The sequence below is a fragment of the Streptomyces sp. NPDC006463 genome (genome assembly GCF_042870715.1).
Taxonomy (GTDB): Bacteria; Actinomycetota; Actinomycetes; order Streptomycetales; family Streptomycetaceae; genus Streptomyces.
The window spans coordinates 149,835-165,586 of record NZ_JBIAHP010000017.1 but is presented as its reverse complement, the minus strand read 5'-3'; the positions used below and the strand labels follow the sequence as shown (position 1 = coordinate 165,586).

The following is a 15,752-nucleotide window of genomic DNA, read 5'->3' as shown; positions in this document are numbered from 1 at the left end:
CCCGCGCGGCGCGGCGGGGGCCTGGGTCGTCGGCGCGCCCCGCCCCCCGGGGGGCGGGGGGGGCCCCCCCCCCGGCCCCCCCGCCCCGGCCGGGGGGGGGGGGCCCCCCCCCCCGCGGGGGGGGCGCCCCCTCGGCCGTACGGTCAGACGCTGCGGACGAAGGCGGTGAAGGCCTCCGGGCCGACGGTGAACACGGGCCCGTCGGGCCGCTTGGAGTCCCGCACGGCGACCCGGCAGGGCTGGGCGGCCACCTCTACGCAGTCGCCGCCACTGCTACCGCTGTACGAGGCCGTCTGCCATGCGGCGCCGCCGAGGGGGGCGCACTCGACGCACTCGCCGCCGGTAGTTCCGCTGTAGGACGACTTACGCCATTGCACGCTCGTCAGATCCAGGTCGTTCTCCATAACGTTCCTCCATTACGCGAGCGATCAGCGTGGCCGAGCGCTCCGGGGAGAGCGCTGCGGCTTGCAGCCGAGCGTAGCCGACCGAACGTTCCTTGATCACTTGTGGATTGGCCGTCATATACCCCTGGGCGTAGCCCTCCTCGTAGATCAGATCCGGGTCGTCATCAAAGCGGAGGAGGGTGAACGACCCGAGCATTCCAGTGTGCTGCCCGACTGAGAAAGGGAGTACCTGGATCTGCACCCACGGGTGGTCAACAAAGCCTAGAAGATGAGCAAGTTGATCCCGCATAACCTCGCGTCCGCCGACCTCCTGATGGAGTACCGCCTCGGCGATCACCACCCATAATGCGGGCTGATGCTCACGTTTCAGGATGTGCTGCCGGTCCATGCGGGCTGCCACCAACTCATCGACCCGCTCGGGTCGGTCGACGGTGAGCAGCGAGCGCGCATAGGCCTCGGTCTGGAGGAGGCCATGGACCAACTGGCACTGGAACGTGGAGATGAACGTGGCCCGGGCCTCCATCTCCGCGTACGCCTGGAACCACGTCGGCAGCACGCTCCGCAGGACCAGCCCCACCAGCCGGGAGAAGTGCCCGTCCGTGCCGAGTGCCGCGTCCACCCGCTCGGAGAAGTCCCGCGTCGGGACCCGGCGGCCGTTCTCCACCATGCCGATCAGCGAGCCGGTGCAGAAGATGATCGAGCCCAGCTCCGACTGTTTCCGGCCCGCCTCTTCTCTCAGTCGGCGCAGCTCATAGCTGTAGTAGTCCAGCGGCGAGGCACTGGGATCGATGTCACGGGCCTGGACCATGAGACGGCACCCCCCAAGCGGAAACGAGCTTGTGGCCGAGAGTAGCGACATCGATACGTGCCGATGCCGCGAATCCCGCAGCCATGTCACACACCTCCGCCCCACCCCCGGAGAGGGGCAGGGCGGGGTGCCGCTCGGCGCGGGGTGGGGGGAGATCAGCAGGCGCCGAGGTCCTTCCAGACACCCCATTCACCGGTGGTGCCCGGCGTCTCGTTCTGCGTCCACCACTGGGCCTTGTACTTGCGGCCGTTGTACGCGACCTCGTTGCCGGCGGTGTAGATCGTGCCCGCGACGTACGCCGGGGTCGAACCGCAGCCGGTCGGCGGGGTGGTCGTCGGCGTGGCGGTCGGGGTCGCGGTGGCCGTCGGCGTCGCCGTGGGAGTGGGCGTGACCGGCGGCTGCGTGCTGCCGCCGAGGGCGTCCGAGATCTGGTTCAGCAGCGTGGTGTTGGTGTCCAGGCCGAGCAGGGAGTACATCATCGCGCCGGCCAGGCCGCGCTGCTTGCCGTAGTCGACCCTGGCCTGGACGGACCGCTGGTTCAGGCCGGTGAAGAACTCGCCGTCCTTGTAGAAGTACGAGGCCTTGGCCTGGTCGTCCCAGAAGGTGGTCGCCGGGTTGTCGACGATCCCGCCGAGCTCCTTGTACAGCGCGATGCCGGCCTGCTGGCTGGTGGGCCGGGCGCCGGAGGCGCCGGTGGCGGGCTGGGCGAGGCCGTTGGCAGTGCCCGCCGGGACGCCCTTCCAGCCGCGGTAGTAGAACTCGTAGCCCAGGGTCAGCTTGCCCGCGGGGAAGCCGCCCGCGATGCCGTAGGCCGGGTTGCCGTCGATCCAGGAGTCGATCGCGTTGTCGATGCTGTACTTCTCGGTGCCCGGCGCGATCGGGTCGGTGGGGTCGGCCGCCGAGGGCTGGAGCGGGGACTGGTGGTAGGTCGGCCCGTCGCCGTCCCAGGCGCCGTGCATGTCGTACGTCATGATGTTGGCGTAGTCGAGGAACGAGCCGATCTTGTCGGTCTCGATGTACTTGATCTTGTCCTGGCCGGCCGGGAGGGCCGCGGTCAGCAGGTACTTCTTGCCGCCGTTGGCCGCGCCGTAGGCGTCGAGCTGGGTACGGAACTCCTTCAGCAGGAGCGTGTAGTTGGCCTTGTCCTCGGGACCGTAGTTGTTGCCCAGGTGGCCGCCGGAGGAGCCGGGGTACTCCCAGTCGATGTCGATGCCGTCGAAGATCCCGGCCGCCGTGCCCGCGCCGCCGTAGCCGCCGTCGACCGGCAGGTTGCCCTTGATGTACTGGTCGATGCAGGAGGAGACGAACTTCTTGCGGCTGGCGTCGGTCAGCGCCGCGTTGTGGAAGTACTTCGAGTACGTCCAGCCGCCCAGCGAGATGTTGATCTTCAGGTGCGGGTACTTGGCCTTCAGCTGCTTGAACTGGTTGAAGACGCCGACGATCGGCTGGTTCCAGGTGTCGGCGACGCCGCTGACGCTGTCCGCCGCGCTGAAGGACTTCTGGTAGTCGGCGTACGAGTCGCCCGCACCGTCACCGGCGTTCGGGTTGTTGTCGTCGCCCGCCGCCTTGTTCGCCTCGAAACAGGTGAGGTCGGTGGGGTGGATGTTGCCGAACGAGTAATTGATGACGTCCAGCTTGCCCGCTATGCCGCGCGTATCGAGGTGCTTGGGATAGAAGGCGTTCCCGTACACGCTCCATTGGTCGTAGTACGCGATCTTCACGCCGCCCGCACTGACGGTGGAGGAGGCGGAGGCGCCGACTGCCTGGGCGGTACCGAGTCCGGCGAAGGAGGCGAGCGCTCCGGCTGCCAGCGCGGCCGTGGCGGCGGCCGCGATGAGGGGTTTACGGATGTGCATGAACTGCCTCCGGGGGGTGGGAGGGGAGAGCGTCAGCTTCGGGTGAGAGAAGAGATAGCGATCGCCTCACACGCCAGTCAATGGTTTGGACCAAAGAAGGACTAGACCACTGAACGGCCAAATGCCCTAGTCAGAGACCTGAGCGCACGTCAAAAACCGCTCGCCACCCCAGGTGACGAGCGGTTTAAGGGTCCCTTAGGACATGCCCCGGCAAGGTTTCGGCAAGGAACCAGCCGAACCCCGTTCGTATGGGCTCAGGTCAGGTCCGAGCCTTCCGCGGGCATCCCGTACGCATCTGCGACGAGCCCGTAGGAGTGCAACCGGGCCGCCCCGCTGTGGGCGTTGGCGGTCAGCATCAGCTCGTCCGCCCCGGTCCGCTTCGCCAGGTCGTCGAGCCCCGTGCGCACCTCGTCGGCCGTCCCGTGGACGATGTTCGCGAGCCAGCCGTCCACGAACTCCCGCTCCAGCGGGGAGAAGGGGTACGCCGCCGCCTCCTCGGGCGTCGGGACCAGCCCGGGCCGCCCGCTGCGCAGCCGCAGCATCGACAGCGCCCCGGTGAGCACCTGGGCACGCGCCTGCGCCTCGGTGTCGGCGGCCAGCGCCGATACGCCGATGACGGCGTACGGGGCGTCCAGGACGGCCGAGGGACGGAAGCTCTGCCGGTAGAGGTCGAGCGCGGGCAGCGTGCCGGCCGCCGAGAAGTGGTGGGCGTAGGCGAAGGGCAGGCCCAGCTCTCCGGCGAGACGGGCACTGAAGCCGGAGGAGCCGAGCAGCCACAGCGGCGGCCGCCCGGCGGGACCCTGCACCGGGCCCGGTACGGCGTGCACGCGGGTGTACGGGTGCCCGTCGGGGAAGTCGTCGTCGAGGAACCGGGTGAGCTCCGCGAGCTGCCGGGGGAACTCCTCCGCGGCCTCGTCCAGGCGCCCGGGCCCGCGCAGCGCGGCGGCCGTGCGCCCGTCGGTGCCGGGAGCCCGGCCGAGCCCGAGGTCGATCCGTCCCGGGGCGAGCGCCTCCAGGGTGCCGAACTGCTCGGCGACGGCGAGCGGGGCGTGGTTGGGCAGCATGACGCCGCCCGAGCCGAGCCGGATGCGGGAGGTGTGGGCGGCGAGGTGGGCCAGGATCACGGCCGGGGAGGAACTGGCGACGCCGGGCATCGAGTGGTGCTCGGCGACCCAGTGGCGGTGGTAGCCGCGGGACTCGGCGAGCCGGGCGATGTCCACGCTGGTGCGCAGGGAGGCGTGGGCGGTGCTGCCGGCGCCCACGGTGACGAGGTCCAGGACCGAGAGCGGTACGGGCGCCCGGCCCCGCGCGGTGCCGCGGATCGCGTCGCGGCCCTCCCGCCGGCCGGCGTCCTGATCGGCGTCCCTGGCGTCCCCGACGTCACTCATCGTCGCTCCCGTCCCGCATCCGTGCCCCTGCGACACTTGTTCGGCACCCGTTCGGCACCGTACGAGGAATGCGAACCATGGCCCGGTGCCGGGCATTCCCGGTGCGCCGGGGCGACGCCCGTGACCTTGGCATATGCCAGTGGCGTAGGCCCTGGCAGGGGGACTTGATTGAGCCATCAATCTCCCCAACAGGCGCTCCACACGGGCCGCTTGATGGCTATCGTGGTAGGGCAAGCGGTAACAACCTGGTAGGGGGAAACCGTGGCGCTGAAGCCCGAGCCGACCGCGCCGTTCCACTCGGTGCAGTACGCACTACGCGTACTCGAAACGATCGCCCGGCACACCGGTGGTGTGACCGACGTGCAGATCGCGCGTGAGACCGGCCTGCCCGCAGTCCATCTCGCCCCGATGCTGCTCATGCTGCGCCGGGAGGGATACGTACTGCAGGTGTCCGACGGCGCCTATGCCATAGGGGATTCCCTCGTCCTGCTCGGCTCCGGCGTCGACCGGCAGCAGGCCCTGACGGACAAGCTCCAGGAGACGCTGGACCGGCTGCGGGACTCGGTCGGCGCGGCCGTCTACATCAGCCGGTACGTGGACGGCGAGGTCAGGATCACGCAGTTCGCGGACAGCCCGCGCACCCCGAAGGTGCACGAGTGGGTCGATTTCCGCTCCGCCGCGCACGCCAGCGCGGTCGGCAAGTGCCTGCTGACGCAGCTCGACCTGAACGGGCGGCGCGACCACCTGTCCCGCCACAAGATCGCGCGGCTCACGTCGAAGACGATCGTGAACGAGCGGATCCTGTTCTCCAAGCTGGACGCCCAGCCGGCCACCGTGCCCGTCCTGGACCTGCAGGAGTACGCCGTGGGCACGGTCTGCGCGGCCGTCCCGATCACGGCCGGAGCCTCGGTGGGGTGCCTGGCCCTGTCGATGCCGGTCGAGCACGCGCACCGGCTGCGGGCGGCGGCGGAGGTGCTGAACCGGAAGGCCGCGCCCCTGCTGCTGTCGCTCACGCTGTAGCGCTCCGGCACCCCTGGTACCCCTGGCGCTCCTGTGCGCTCTGTCGGCCCCGGCCCGGAAAACACTTCGGGCGGTTCCCGGTGAACCGGAAACCGCCCGAAGGACAGGTGCGCCGCCAGGGACTCGAACCCCGGACCCGCTGATTAAGAGTCAGCTGCTCTAACCAACTGAGCTAGCGGCGCCTGCTGACAGAGAAAATACTACCTGGTCCTCAGGGGTGCTCAAAACCATTAGCGGCGGACGTACGCGAGGGCCGCCGGAACCCGGGCCCGGGCGGGTCCTAGCGGTCCAGGAGGTCGAGGCGGCCCTGGGTCTCGTACGCCGCCAGGAGCGTGGTGAGGGCGGACCGGTCCAGGGGGCGGTAGTCGCCGGCCGGGGATCGGAACCAGACCGGGTCGTCGCAGCGGAAGCCGGCGCGGCGGAGGGCGACGCGGTGGACCTTGTTCGTCGCCGTGACCGGCATCTCGGGGACGATCCGCACGTAGCGCGGCGACATCTTCGTGCCCAGGTCCGGCTGCGCGGCCAGGAACGCCGCGAAGGCGTCCGGGTCGAAGACCGCGCCCTCCCGGAGGGACAGCGCGGCCATGACCTGGTCACCCGCGACCTCGTCGGGGACGGCGTACACCGCGACCGCCGCCGCCTCGGACCAGCGGGCCAGGATGTTCTCGATCACCGCGGCGGCGAGGTTCTCGCTGTCGACCCGGAGTCGGTCGTCCGTGCGGCCCGCGAAGTAGAGGAATCCGTCGCCGTCCCGGAAGAAGAGGTCCCCCGTCCAGTACCAGCCGTCCCGCGTCCGGGCGGCCTCCGCGTCCGGATTGCGCCAGTACCCCTCGAACAGGCTGCGGCCCCGGTTGACCAGTTCCCCGATGACCTCGGAGCCGTTCAGCAGGCGGCCGTCCCCGTCCAGCACCGCCGCCGGGCATTCCGCGCCCGTCTCCGGGTCGATCACCGCCAGGTCGTCCCCCTCCCCGGCCCGGCCCAGGGCGCCCGGCGGGGTGTCCGGAGTGTGCTGTACGGAGGCTCCGCCCTCGGTGGCCCCGTAGCCCTCCACCAGCCGGACCCCGAACCGCTCGGCGAAGCGCGCCGCGTCCACCGCCCCGGCCTCGGTGCCGAAGCCGAGCCGCAGGGTGTGCTCGCGGTCGTCGGGGCGGGGCTCGGTGGCCAGGAGGTACTGGATCGCCCTCCCGACGTAGGTGAAGTACGTCGCCCCGTACGCGCGCACGTCGTCCAGGAACGCCGAGGCCGAGAAGCGCCGGCGCAGCGCCACCGCGGCCCCGCCCGCGAGCGCCGGGAGCCAGTCGGCGATGACGGCGTTGCCGTGGAACAGCGGCATACAGACGTAGTGGACGTCGTCGGGCGTGACCGCGAACCGGCGGGCCAGCGCGGAGCCGGCGGCCGCCAGCCGGCCCTGGGTGCAGATGGCAGCCTTGGGGGCGCCGGTGGAGCCCGAGGTGAAGTAGAGGAGCAGCCGGGAGGCAGGGCCGGGGGTGACGAGCGTCGCTTCGCCCGGCTTGGCGGCCGCGTACGGGGCGAGCAGGGCCGCGTACTCCTCGGTGCCTGTCACCAGGAGCCGTACGCCCGGCAGGTCGAGGCCGCGCAGCAGCGGCAGGTGGGCGTGGTCGGTGACCAGGATCCGGCAGTCGGTGTGCAGGATGTCGCGCGCCAGCTCGGGGCCGCGCCGGGTGGGGTTGATCCCGGCGACGGCGGCCCCCGCGAGGGCCGCCGCGCCGAGCCAGAACGGGAACTCGGGGGTGTTGTCCAGCAGCAGCCCCAGGTGTGGTTCGGCCCCCGGAGGCATGAGGTCGACGAGGAGCGCGGCGCGCGCGGCCGCCTCCTGGGCGGCCCGGTGGTGGGTGAGGATGCCGTCCTCGTGCTTCAGCCCAGGCCGGTGGTCGCCCCATCGGCGCGCGATGAGTTCCGCGACGGTCTCCGGTGCAGTGGTCGTCCGCATGCCGCCGGAGGATAGCTGACGCTACGTCAGAACTGAACGTCGGAGCAGGCGTAGAAGGCGTTGGCCGTGTCGTTGATGGTCCAGACGGCCAGGATCATGTGCCGGCCGGTGCGGCCGCTCGGCATGGCGCCCTGGTGGACGGTGGTCATGGCGGGCCGGGCGCCGTTGTAGGCGACGGTGAGGAAGGGCTGGGGTTCGAGGTCGGCGCGGGTGAGGGCCCTTGTGCCGTTCCAGCCGTTCTTGGTGACGTAGTACTTGAAGTCGGTGGTGGAGTGGTTGGCGGTGAACTGCCACCGGAAGCTGTAGCCCTGCCCGCTGGTCACCTTGGTGGTGGGCCAGGCGCCGCCGCGGGGGTCGTCCAGCTCCGCGAACTGCGGCAGGCCGGCGGAACATATCTTGCCGTCGGCGGGGCCGGCGGCCGGGAACCCCTTGAGGCCCTCGACGCTCTGCGGCTCCCACTGGATGGCGCCGCAGTTCAGGACGGTCTTGTTGGCGCAGAGCTTCTGGCGGCTGATGGGGGTGTCGGTGTAGCCGTGACTGCTGGCGCTGGGGGCGCTGAGGAGGGTTATTCCGGCGACGAGGCCGAGGCCGAGCGCGGCGGCGCCGGCCCGTCCGGGCATGCGGAGGTTACGCATGATGCTCCTTGAACGTGGGGGGAGTTCGATGAGAGCGTGCGCACGCGTGGGGATGGTTCAGGTCTAGACCAAGTCCCAGATTATTGACGAGAGTTGGCCATGTCCATACCAACGGAAGAACGGGCGGTCCGGTCCGTTCCGGCCACCCGTTCCCGTGTCCCCCGCCGCCCTACTCGGAGCGCCCCGTGTAGAAGGCGACGGTGAGGTCCTTCACCAGCGCCTTGCGTTCGTAGTCGTCGAGCTCGACGAGCCCGCGCGAGGTCAGCCGGTGGACGGTGTCGTCGACGGCGTCCACGACCGAAGTGAGCACCGTGTCCCGGTGCTTGGCGTCGATCGCCGCGACCCGGCGGCGGCGCATGGCCTCTGCGACCTCGGCCGCGTACTCGATCCGGGTCGGCTGGGCCGAGAAGACCTCGATCCCGACGGCCTCGGTCTCGGCCGCCAGCATCCGGGTCAGCGCGTCACCGACGGCCTCGGCGTCGCGCAGGGTCGGGGCGTCCTCGTGGAAGGCGTCGGCGGGCAGTTGCGACAGCACTCGGGCCATGGCTGATTCGACCTGTTCGGCCAGGTACTGAACGTGGTCCTCGACGGCGAGGGTGGCCCTGGCCGTGTCCTTGACCTGCCACACGACCTGGACGACCACCTGGAGGGCGAGGCCGCCGCAGTCCACGGCGGGCATGGGGTCGCTGCGCCAGTGACGCAGCCGTACGTCGACCCGGCGGCGCAGGAGGAGGGGACTGACCCAGGTCAGACCCGTGCGGCGGACGGTGCCGCGGTAGCGGCCGAAGAGGGTGAGCACCCAGGCGTGGCCGGTACGGATGCGGCCGAGGCCACCGAGGGCGAGCAGCGCGACGATGCCGAGGAAGGCGAGCGGGGGCCAGTGGGTGGCACTCAGGCCCTGGTAGGCGCGGGGCATCCCCCCGAAAGCGGCGACGAGCACCGGGGGGACGACGCCTGCCCGCCAGAGCACGGCCGCGCAGCCCGCGAGGGCGAGGCCGCCGACGCCCACGCCGATCCAGCCCGGCAGCACCGGGCCGCGGTGCTCCCGGAGCCGGTCGTCACCCCGGGGGACCCGGCGGCCGGGGGCGGGACGGGGGGCGACGCGCCGGGTGCCCGCCGCGGGAGCGGAGTCGCGGGCTCGGGCAGGCTCCCGGTTCGGCTCCCCGCGGAAGGGCAGGTGCACCGGCACCTCGGTGACCGCGGTGCCGCGGTGCCGCTTGAGGCGGGGGGCGCCTTGGTGGACGCCTTGGGTGTCGTCCCCCGCGGGCTTCTCCAGGCCGCGCGCCACGGCCTGCGCGACGATCTCGGCCACACCGGGGCCGGGCACCCCCGAGCGCACGGCCGGGTGCTCGGATCCGGGTTCGGGCTCGGGCTCGGGTTCCGCCTCGGACGCGTGCTCGGGCTCGGGTTCGGGCTCGACGAAAGCCGCCGGCCGCGCGGGCTCCGGCTTCGCGCGCTCCGGCCACACGGGCTCCGGCCGCGCGGGCTCCGGCTTCGCGGGCTCCGGTCCGGCCTCCCGCGGATGCGCCACGGCGGCCTCGGCCTCGGCGTCGGTGATCCGCAGGCGCAGCGTCGCCACCCCGGCGTGCCCGGCCTCGTCCTGCGGGTGCGGGATGTCCAGGCCCGCGAGGACCGCTTCGGGCTCGGCCTGGGCACGGGCGGCCGGCACGTCGAGTCCCTGCGGCAGCGGCGGTACGGCCTCCTCCACCATCCGGACCGCCGGCACGAAGGCCCAGCCCGTCGAGGTCTCGGCCGCGGCCACCGGTTCCGGCTGCGCCAGGGCGGCGGCGCCCACCAGCACCGGCGGGGCACTCGGGCCGGCCGCCCCACGGGGCGGGGCGACGCCCCGTACCTGGGCCGGGGCCAGCCGGCCCGGCTCGTACGCCGGTTCCGCCGGCGCGGCGGGGGCGACCGGGGCGACGGGGGCCGCCGCCGGTGGTACTCGGAGGGTGCCCGTGGTCGAGGTAGTGCGGGTGGGGTACATGCTTGCCTCCGTCATGCGAACAGCCGGCGCCAGGTTTCCGGGTCCGGGTAGCCGTTGGCCGAAGCCCCGCGCCAGCCCTGCGCGCGCTGGAAGGCCTCGACGCTGCGGCGGTCCGCCTCGCCCCAGCGGGGCCCCGGACCGGATGTGTAGTACTTGCCGAAGCCCTTCTTCAGCAGCTGGCGGCGCAGCGCCGTGACGGCCGCGTGGGACACGCCCGGGCGGAACACCGAGGCCCCCGGGTAGGCCTCCGCGCCTCCCGGCCCGGGCGCGGCGTCCACCGTCGGCGGGATGTCCTTGCCCTGGTGCTCGACCAGCAGGCGCCAGGTCTGCGCGCCCGGGATGCCGTCCGCGTCGGCGCCCGTCCAGCCCTGGGCGCTCTGGAAGGCCTGGGTGGCCAGCCGGTCGGCCTCCGTCCAGGTGCGGCCGGCCCCCTTCGGGTAGAAGCGGTACGCGCCGCGCTCGATCAGCATCCGTCCCAGCTGGGCCACGTGGTCGTTCGTCGCGCCCGGGCCGAACTTCGCCGTGCCCGGGAACACCGTCGAATCCCCGGGCTTCGGGCCCGGCACCGGTGACTCCGGGAGGATCCCGCCCGTGACCCCGTTGAAGCGGTAGGGGAGGTACTTCGTCGCGTTGGCCCAGTATCCGTAGGGCGTGGCCAGCTTCCGCGTCGTGGGCCGCGTCTGCTCGTAGGCGATGTAGCTCGTGCGCGTGTCGTCGACCCAGCCTCCGAAGATGACGACGTGCGAGCCGTTGTTGGGATCCGCCGGGTTGTGGAAGAGCAGCATGTCTCCCGGCAGGAGGTCCTCCTTGGCGATCTTGGTGGCGAACTTGTCGAGGCTGCCGGTCCACTCGTTGGTGCCGAGGTTCCAGGCCATGGAGACGAAGCCCGAGCAGTCCTGCCGGTACCCGTCCGTCCAGTACTCGGACATGCTGTACGGGACCTTCGCGTCCAGCCACAGCTTCGCCCGGTTGATGATCGTCGTCCGGTCGATCCGCTTCACGGCGGCGGGCGCACCGGGGTTGCCGACCGGCCCGCCCTTCGGCCCGTGCAGCGGGGTACGGGCGCCCTGCGGGGAGCCGGGGTCGTCCAGGGCCACGGGTCCGGGAGGCGGAGCGCTCACCGCCACCGCGGCTCCGCCGCCTGCACCCAGGACGACTCCGGCGGCCGTGGCCAGGACCAGCGCCCGGCGGGCCCCGCGGGCGGCTCGGTGGCCCCCGTCCCGTAGCGGTATGGCCCGCGCGCGGGCGAGGGTACGGCGGCGCTGGACGCAGCCCCGACACGCACAGTCACCCGCGGGCACGTACTCCCGGAAAACGGGCATCGGCATCGGCACATGCGTCGGAGGCTGCATCGTCATGCGGTTCCGTCCACTCCCCTGCTCGTCCACTGGTCAGCCGGGACCGCATCTGGCGGGGCATCAGATGCGGTACGGCGCAGACATATCGTGCACGATAAACCCGCCAAACATGGGTTAATCGGACAAGGCGGGCGTGGCTGGTTACGAGCACCCGCGGAGGTGGGGTAGAGTTTTCCCTGTCAGCAAGCGCCGCTAGCTCAGTTGGTTAGAGCAGCTGACTCTTAATCAGCGGGTCCGGGGTTCGAGTCCCTGGCGGCGCACAGACGGAGGAAGCCCCCCGCAGCGAAAGCTGCGGGGGGCTTCTTCGTTCACGCTCTGTTTTCGCCCGTACGGAGGCGTCCGGCCGACTACGCCGCCGTGCCCGGCCGGACTCCCGAGCCCGTCAGGTAGGCGGAGACCACCACGTTCGCCGTGTACTCCTTGGCCGCCTTGTCGTAGGAGCCCCCGCAGGTCACCAGCCGAAGCTCGGCCCGGCCCTTGATCCGCTGGCCGTACGCCTTGTGCGGGTCGAAGCCCGAGCGCTCGTAGACCCGTACGTCCTCGATGGTGAACTCGGCGACCGAACCGTCCGCCCGCACCACCCGCACCTTGTCGCCCGGCTGCGCCGAGCTCAGGCCGTAGAACACCGCCGGCTTGGACTTCGTGTCCACGTGCCCGACCATCAGCGCGGCCCCGGCCGCCCCCGGCCGCACTCCGTTGCCCCACCAGCCCACCGTGCCCGGGCTGTCGTACGGGGGCGGCTCGATCGCCCCGTCCGCGTCGAGGCCTCGGGATATCACCGGGGCCTGGATGCCTATGGAGGGCACGTCGACGCGCTGGGGCAGGGCCGCGGCCAGTGGTGCGTGCGCGGCGGGCAGCCCCGGGCCGACCACCCCGCCGGCCTGGCCGGCGATCGGGGCCGGGACCCCGGTGATCTGGCGGCCCCACAGCCACAGACCCAGCACCAGCACCGACCAGGCGGCGAAGGTCAGCAGCCGGCCCCCACCGGAGGCCTTGCCCTCACTCATCAGCGCCTCGCTCAGTCACCACTGCGGCGGCGGCGCAGGGTCAGCGCCCGGCCGGCGACGGCCAGGGTCGCGACGGCGGCCAGGATGGCGCCGATCACCGTGTGCGGCATCCCCGGCCCGTCGCCCCCGTGGTCCTTCTTCGCCACCGCGGCCAGCCGGGACGTCTCCGCGAGTTCGGCGGACATGCCGCCGCCGCCCGCGTGGACCGGCCACACCGGCGAGGCGTGATGGGACGGCTCGTGGTGGGACGACTCGTAGTGGGACGACTCGTGGTGGGACGACTCGTGGTGCGAGATCTGGATGGAGCCGCTCACCTTGTCATGGCCGTCGCAGGTCACCCGGACGGAGTGCCAGCCGGGCGAGGCGTGGGAGCTGATGACGGCTTCGCCGTAGAGCGGGCTGCGGCCGCCGTCGCGGCCGAACAGCTCGACCTCCGACGTGAAGACCGCGGACTTGGCCGCGCCCCTGTTGCCGTCACAGCCGTTGACGCGCAGCTTGACCTGCGCTCCCGGAGCGGCCGGGTTCGGATCGACCGAGACGCTGCCGCGGTCGCCATGGTCACCGCGGTCCTCCTCGCCCGCGAGGGCGGTGGGCGCGGTCACCGCGGAGAACGCCGTCAAGGCGACGGCCACCCCGGCGGCACGGAAAGCGATCTGAACACTGCGCATGGTGAACCTCCTCAACAAGGAGATTCACGCGCGGCGCGCCGCTCCGCATCCGGAGCGGCGCCGTACGTGTCAGCCGTACGCGTTAAACGAGGTCCACCAGGTCGGCGATCGAGTCGACCGTCCTGGTGGGCCGGTACGGGAACTTCTCGGTGTCCGCCACGGAGGTCAGGCCGGTCAGGACGAGGAAGGTCTGCATGCCCGCCTCCAAGCCGGCCAGCACGTCGGTGTCCATCCGGTCGCCGATCATCGCGCTGGTCTCCGAGTGCGCCCCGATGGCGTTGAGGCCGGTGCGCATCATCAGCGGGTTGGGCTTGCCGGCGAAGTACGGCCTCTTGCCGGTCGCCTTGGTGATCAGCGCGGCGACCGCGCCGGTGGCCGGGAGCGGGCCCTCGGCGGAGGGGCCGGTCTCGTCGGGGTTGGTGCAGATGAAGCGGGCGCCCGCGTTGATCAGGCGGACCGCCTTCGTCATGGCCTCGAAGCTGTACGTCCGGGTCTCGCCCAGGACCACGTAGTCCGGCTCGTGGTCGGTCAGGATGTAGCCGATGTCGTGCAGGGCGGTGGTCAGACCGGCCTCGCCGATGACGTACGCGGTGCCGCCGGGGCGCTGGTCGTCGAGGAACTTCGCGGTGGCCAGCGCGGAGGTCCAGATGTTGTCGACGGGGACGTCCAGACCCATGCGGGCCAGACGGGCCTGCAGGTCGCGGGGCGTGTAGATGGAGTTGTTGGTCAGTACCAGGAAGGGCTTGCCGGATTCGCGCAGCCGCTTGATGAAGGCATCGGCGCCGGGGATCGGGATGCCCTCGTGGATGAGGACACCGTCCATGTCGGTGAGCCAGGATTCGATCGGCTTGCGCTCTGCCACTGGACTGTTCTCCGCTCTCGGTGGCCCCTTGGCCACCGACCTCTGACCTCTGACATCGTGGTCTGAACCACCCTATCGGGGCCGGGCCGGGAACGCTCCGGCCGTCCACAGCCCGGACCCCTGGGGCTGGATCAGCCCAGGCGTACGTCGTCGACGGTCCAGTACCAGTTGTTGCTGCCGGCGTAGCGGAAGCGGATCTGGACGTCGGTGGCGCCGGCCGGGATCTGCAGGGCGAGGGACTCGCTCTTCGCGACGGCGTCGGCGGTGTAGCTCTTGACGACCGTCGGCGTACCGCCGTTGTACGAGACGAGGACCTGGGCGGTCTGCCCGGCCTCCTGACGGTAGTGCGTCTGGAAGGTCAGGTTGCGCGTGGTACCGCCGGTGACCGCCCACTTGGGGGTGATCAAAGTGGAGTCGTAGCTGCCCGTGTGGCTCTTGTCGTCCCACTCGTCGGAGTCGGCGACGGCGAAGACGTCACGGGAGCGGACGTTCAGCTCGCGCCACTGGTCGCGCTGGGCCTGGCTCCAGAACTCGTCGGTGGCGAAGGCCCATCCGGCCCACTCCGTGACACCGCCCGTGCCCATCTTGGAGTTGTCGACGGACCAGCCGGCGGGCGGGGTGTGCGTGAAGCCCTTGGTGCCCGACGGGATGCCCGTCTCGTCCACGCGCCCCTGGAGGCTGGGGCGCAGGGTGTCGAAGGGGTCGTCGTCCGGGGCGTTCAGGGGGACGCCGTCCAGCCCGGTGGTGGCGACCCCGACCTGCTGGAGCGCGGTCGCCGCCACGTCCACCAGCTTGACGTCGCTGCGCACCGAACCGGCCGGGATGCCCGCGCCCTTGGCGATGACGAAGGTGCCGCGCTCCTGGATGGTGGAGCCGCCGTGGCCGCCGGCGTCGGTGTGGCCGTGGTCGGTGGTGACCAGGATCTTCCAGTTCTCCTGGGCGTACGTCGGGCGGTTCCGGACGGCGGTGAGCAGCTGGCCGACCATCACGTCGACGCGGGCGATCGCGTCGAGGTACTGCTGGCTGGCGGCGCCGTAGGAGTGTCCGGCGCCGTCGACCTGGCCGAAGTAGACGAAGGCGGCGTCCGGGTTCTGGCCCTGCAGCTCGGCCGAGGCCGCGGCGGCGATCTTCGGGTCCTCGGTGCCGTAGCCGTCGCGGTCGCCCTTGAGGGAGAGGCGCTTGTCGACCTTGGCCGAGAAGATCGGGCCGCCCGCGTCGGTGGAGGTGATGGGCTCCCAGTCGGCGGCCGCGTACGTGTTGAGCGCGGGCTCGGCGTTCTCGATGCGGGTCAGGAAGTCCGGGTAGGCGGCGTAGTTCTTGCCGGTGAAGGAGTTGTCCTTCACTCCGTGCTTGTCGGGCCATACGCCGGTGGCGATGGTGGACCAGCCGGGGCCCGATGAGGTGGCGGCCATCGGGTTCGCGTACAGGGTGCTGCGGGCGGTCAGGCCCTGGGCCATCAGGCCGTTCAGGTTCGGCGCATTGGCGGCCTTGACGCGGTCGAGGACCGTGCCGTCGATGCCGATGACGAGGACCTTGTCGGTGGTGCCGGCCGCGTCGGCGGCGGTGGCGGTGTGCGCGCCGAGGGCGGTGGCGAGCAGGGCCGTGGCGGTGGCGGCCACGGCGAGGGTGCGGGTACGTCCGGGCAGGACAGTGGACACGTACTCCTCCTGGGAGCAAGTGAGCGGTGGATGTGCGGGACTTTGCGGGCACAGCGGGGACATGCGCCGGGTCCGGACCGAGGTCGCGCCTTCGGTCCAGACCCGTTATGCATTCGTCACTGTCCCGGTCGTGGATGACCGGGGGGTGACCGG

The 15,752-nt window shown here is 71.6% G+C and carries 13 protein-coding genes and 2 tRNA genes; 2 read left to right on the top strand and 13 right to left on the bottom strand.

The genetic code is table 11. The features are described from left to right. Positions 1-143: 143 nt before the first annotated feature. From ACFYOB_RS28325 to ACFYOB_RS28310, 4 genes are all read right to left on the bottom strand, one after another. Complete coding sequence (locus ACFYOB_RS28325) at positions 144-404, bottom strand: DUF397 domain-containing protein (protein WP_388564116.1); 261 nt, start codon at positions 402-404, stop codon at positions 144-146. Next, positions 364-1,212, bottom strand: a complete 849-nt coding sequence (locus tag ACFYOB_RS28320; protein ID WP_388564114.1) for a helix-turn-helix transcriptional regulator — start codon at positions 1,210-1,212, stop codon at positions 364-366. The genes ACFYOB_RS28325 and ACFYOB_RS28320 overlap by 41 nt, the downstream gene beginning before the upstream one ends. Positions 1,213-1,367: 155 nt before the next feature. Next, the gene (locus tag ACFYOB_RS28315) at positions 1,368-3,068 is read right to left on the bottom strand and encodes a glycosyl hydrolase family 18 protein (RefSeq protein WP_388564112.1); all 1,701 of its coding nucleotides are present in this window, start codon (positions 3,066-3,068) and stop codon (positions 1,368-1,370) included. A gap of 254 nt (positions 3,069-3,322) precedes the next feature. Beyond that, positions 3,323-4,456: an LLM class flavin-dependent oxidoreductase gene (locus ACFYOB_RS28310; RefSeq protein ID WP_388564110.1), complete on the bottom strand. Its 1,134-nt coding sequence runs from the start codon at positions 4,454-4,456 to the stop codon at positions 3,323-3,325. A 261-nt stretch (positions 4,457-4,717) separates the two neighbouring features. Here ACFYOB_RS28310 and ACFYOB_RS28305 point away from each other — a divergent pair, with 261 nt between their 5' ends. Beyond that, positions 4,718-5,476, top strand: coding sequence for an IclR family transcriptional regulator C-terminal domain-containing protein (locus tag ACFYOB_RS28305; RefSeq protein ID WP_362391974.1), 759 nt, complete (start codon positions 4,718-4,720; stop codon positions 5,474-5,476). Positions 5,477-5,584: 108 nt separating this feature from the next. Here the strand turns inward: ACFYOB_RS28305 and ACFYOB_RS28300 are convergent. The 5 genes from ACFYOB_RS28300 to ACFYOB_RS28280 form a co-directional block, all read right to left on the bottom strand. After that, a tRNA-Lys gene (locus ACFYOB_RS28300) sits at positions 5,585-5,658 on the bottom strand. Positions 5,659-5,756: 98 nt separating this feature from the next. Further along, positions 5,757-7,427, bottom strand: a complete 1,671-nt coding sequence (locus ACFYOB_RS28295; protein WP_388564107.1) for an AMP-binding protein — start codon at positions 7,425-7,427, stop codon at positions 5,757-5,759. A gap of 26 nt (positions 7,428-7,453) precedes the next feature. Beyond that, positions 7,454-8,047: a lytic polysaccharide monooxygenase gene (locus tag ACFYOB_RS28290; protein ID WP_388564136.1), complete on the bottom strand. Its 594-nt coding sequence runs from the start codon at positions 8,045-8,047 to the stop codon at positions 7,454-7,456. A gap of 184 nt (positions 8,048-8,231) precedes the next feature. Next, positions 8,232-10,046, bottom strand: a complete 1,815-nt coding sequence (locus ACFYOB_RS28285; RefSeq protein WP_388564105.1) for an SPFH domain-containing protein — start codon at positions 10,044-10,046, stop codon at positions 8,232-8,234. An 11-nt stretch (positions 10,047-10,057) separates the two neighbouring features. Continuing rightward, on the bottom strand, positions 10,058-11,374 hold the full coding sequence (locus ACFYOB_RS28280) for a peptidoglycan-binding protein (RefSeq protein ID WP_388564103.1): 1,317 nt from the start codon (positions 11,372-11,374) through the stop codon (positions 10,058-10,060). A 216-nt stretch (positions 11,375-11,590) separates the two neighbouring features. Between ACFYOB_RS28280 and ACFYOB_RS28275 the strand changes: the two genes are divergently transcribed. Beyond that, positions 11,591-11,664: transfer RNA gene (locus ACFYOB_RS28275), tRNA-Lys, on the top strand. A gap of 87 nt (positions 11,665-11,751) precedes the next feature. On the opposite strand, the gene ACFYOB_RS28270 is transcribed toward ACFYOB_RS28275, so the two are convergent. From ACFYOB_RS28270 to ACFYOB_RS28255, 4 genes are all read right to left on the bottom strand, one after another. Then, positions 11,752-12,411 (bottom strand): class F sortase, encoded by a 660-nt coding sequence (locus tag ACFYOB_RS28270; protein ID WP_388564101.1) that lies wholly within the window; start codon positions 12,409-12,411, stop codon positions 11,752-11,754. Between the two features lie 11 nt (positions 12,412-12,422). Next, positions 12,423-13,079, bottom strand: coding sequence for a hypothetical protein (locus ACFYOB_RS28265; RefSeq protein ID WP_388564099.1), 657 nt, complete (start codon positions 13,077-13,079; stop codon positions 12,423-12,425). 82 nt (positions 13,080-13,161) lie between these two features. Further along, positions 13,162-13,941, bottom strand: a complete 780-nt coding sequence (locus tag ACFYOB_RS28260; protein ID WP_388564097.1) for an HAD-IIA family hydrolase — start codon at positions 13,939-13,941, stop codon at positions 13,162-13,164. A 131-nt stretch (positions 13,942-14,072) separates the two neighbouring features. After that, positions 14,073-15,599 carry an alkaline phosphatase family protein gene (locus ACFYOB_RS28255; protein WP_388564095.1) on the bottom strand — a complete coding sequence of 509 codons (1,527 nt, stop codon included), beginning with the start codon at positions 15,597-15,599 and terminating at the stop codon, positions 14,073-14,075. Between the last annotated feature and the right edge of the window lie 153 nt (positions 15,600-15,752).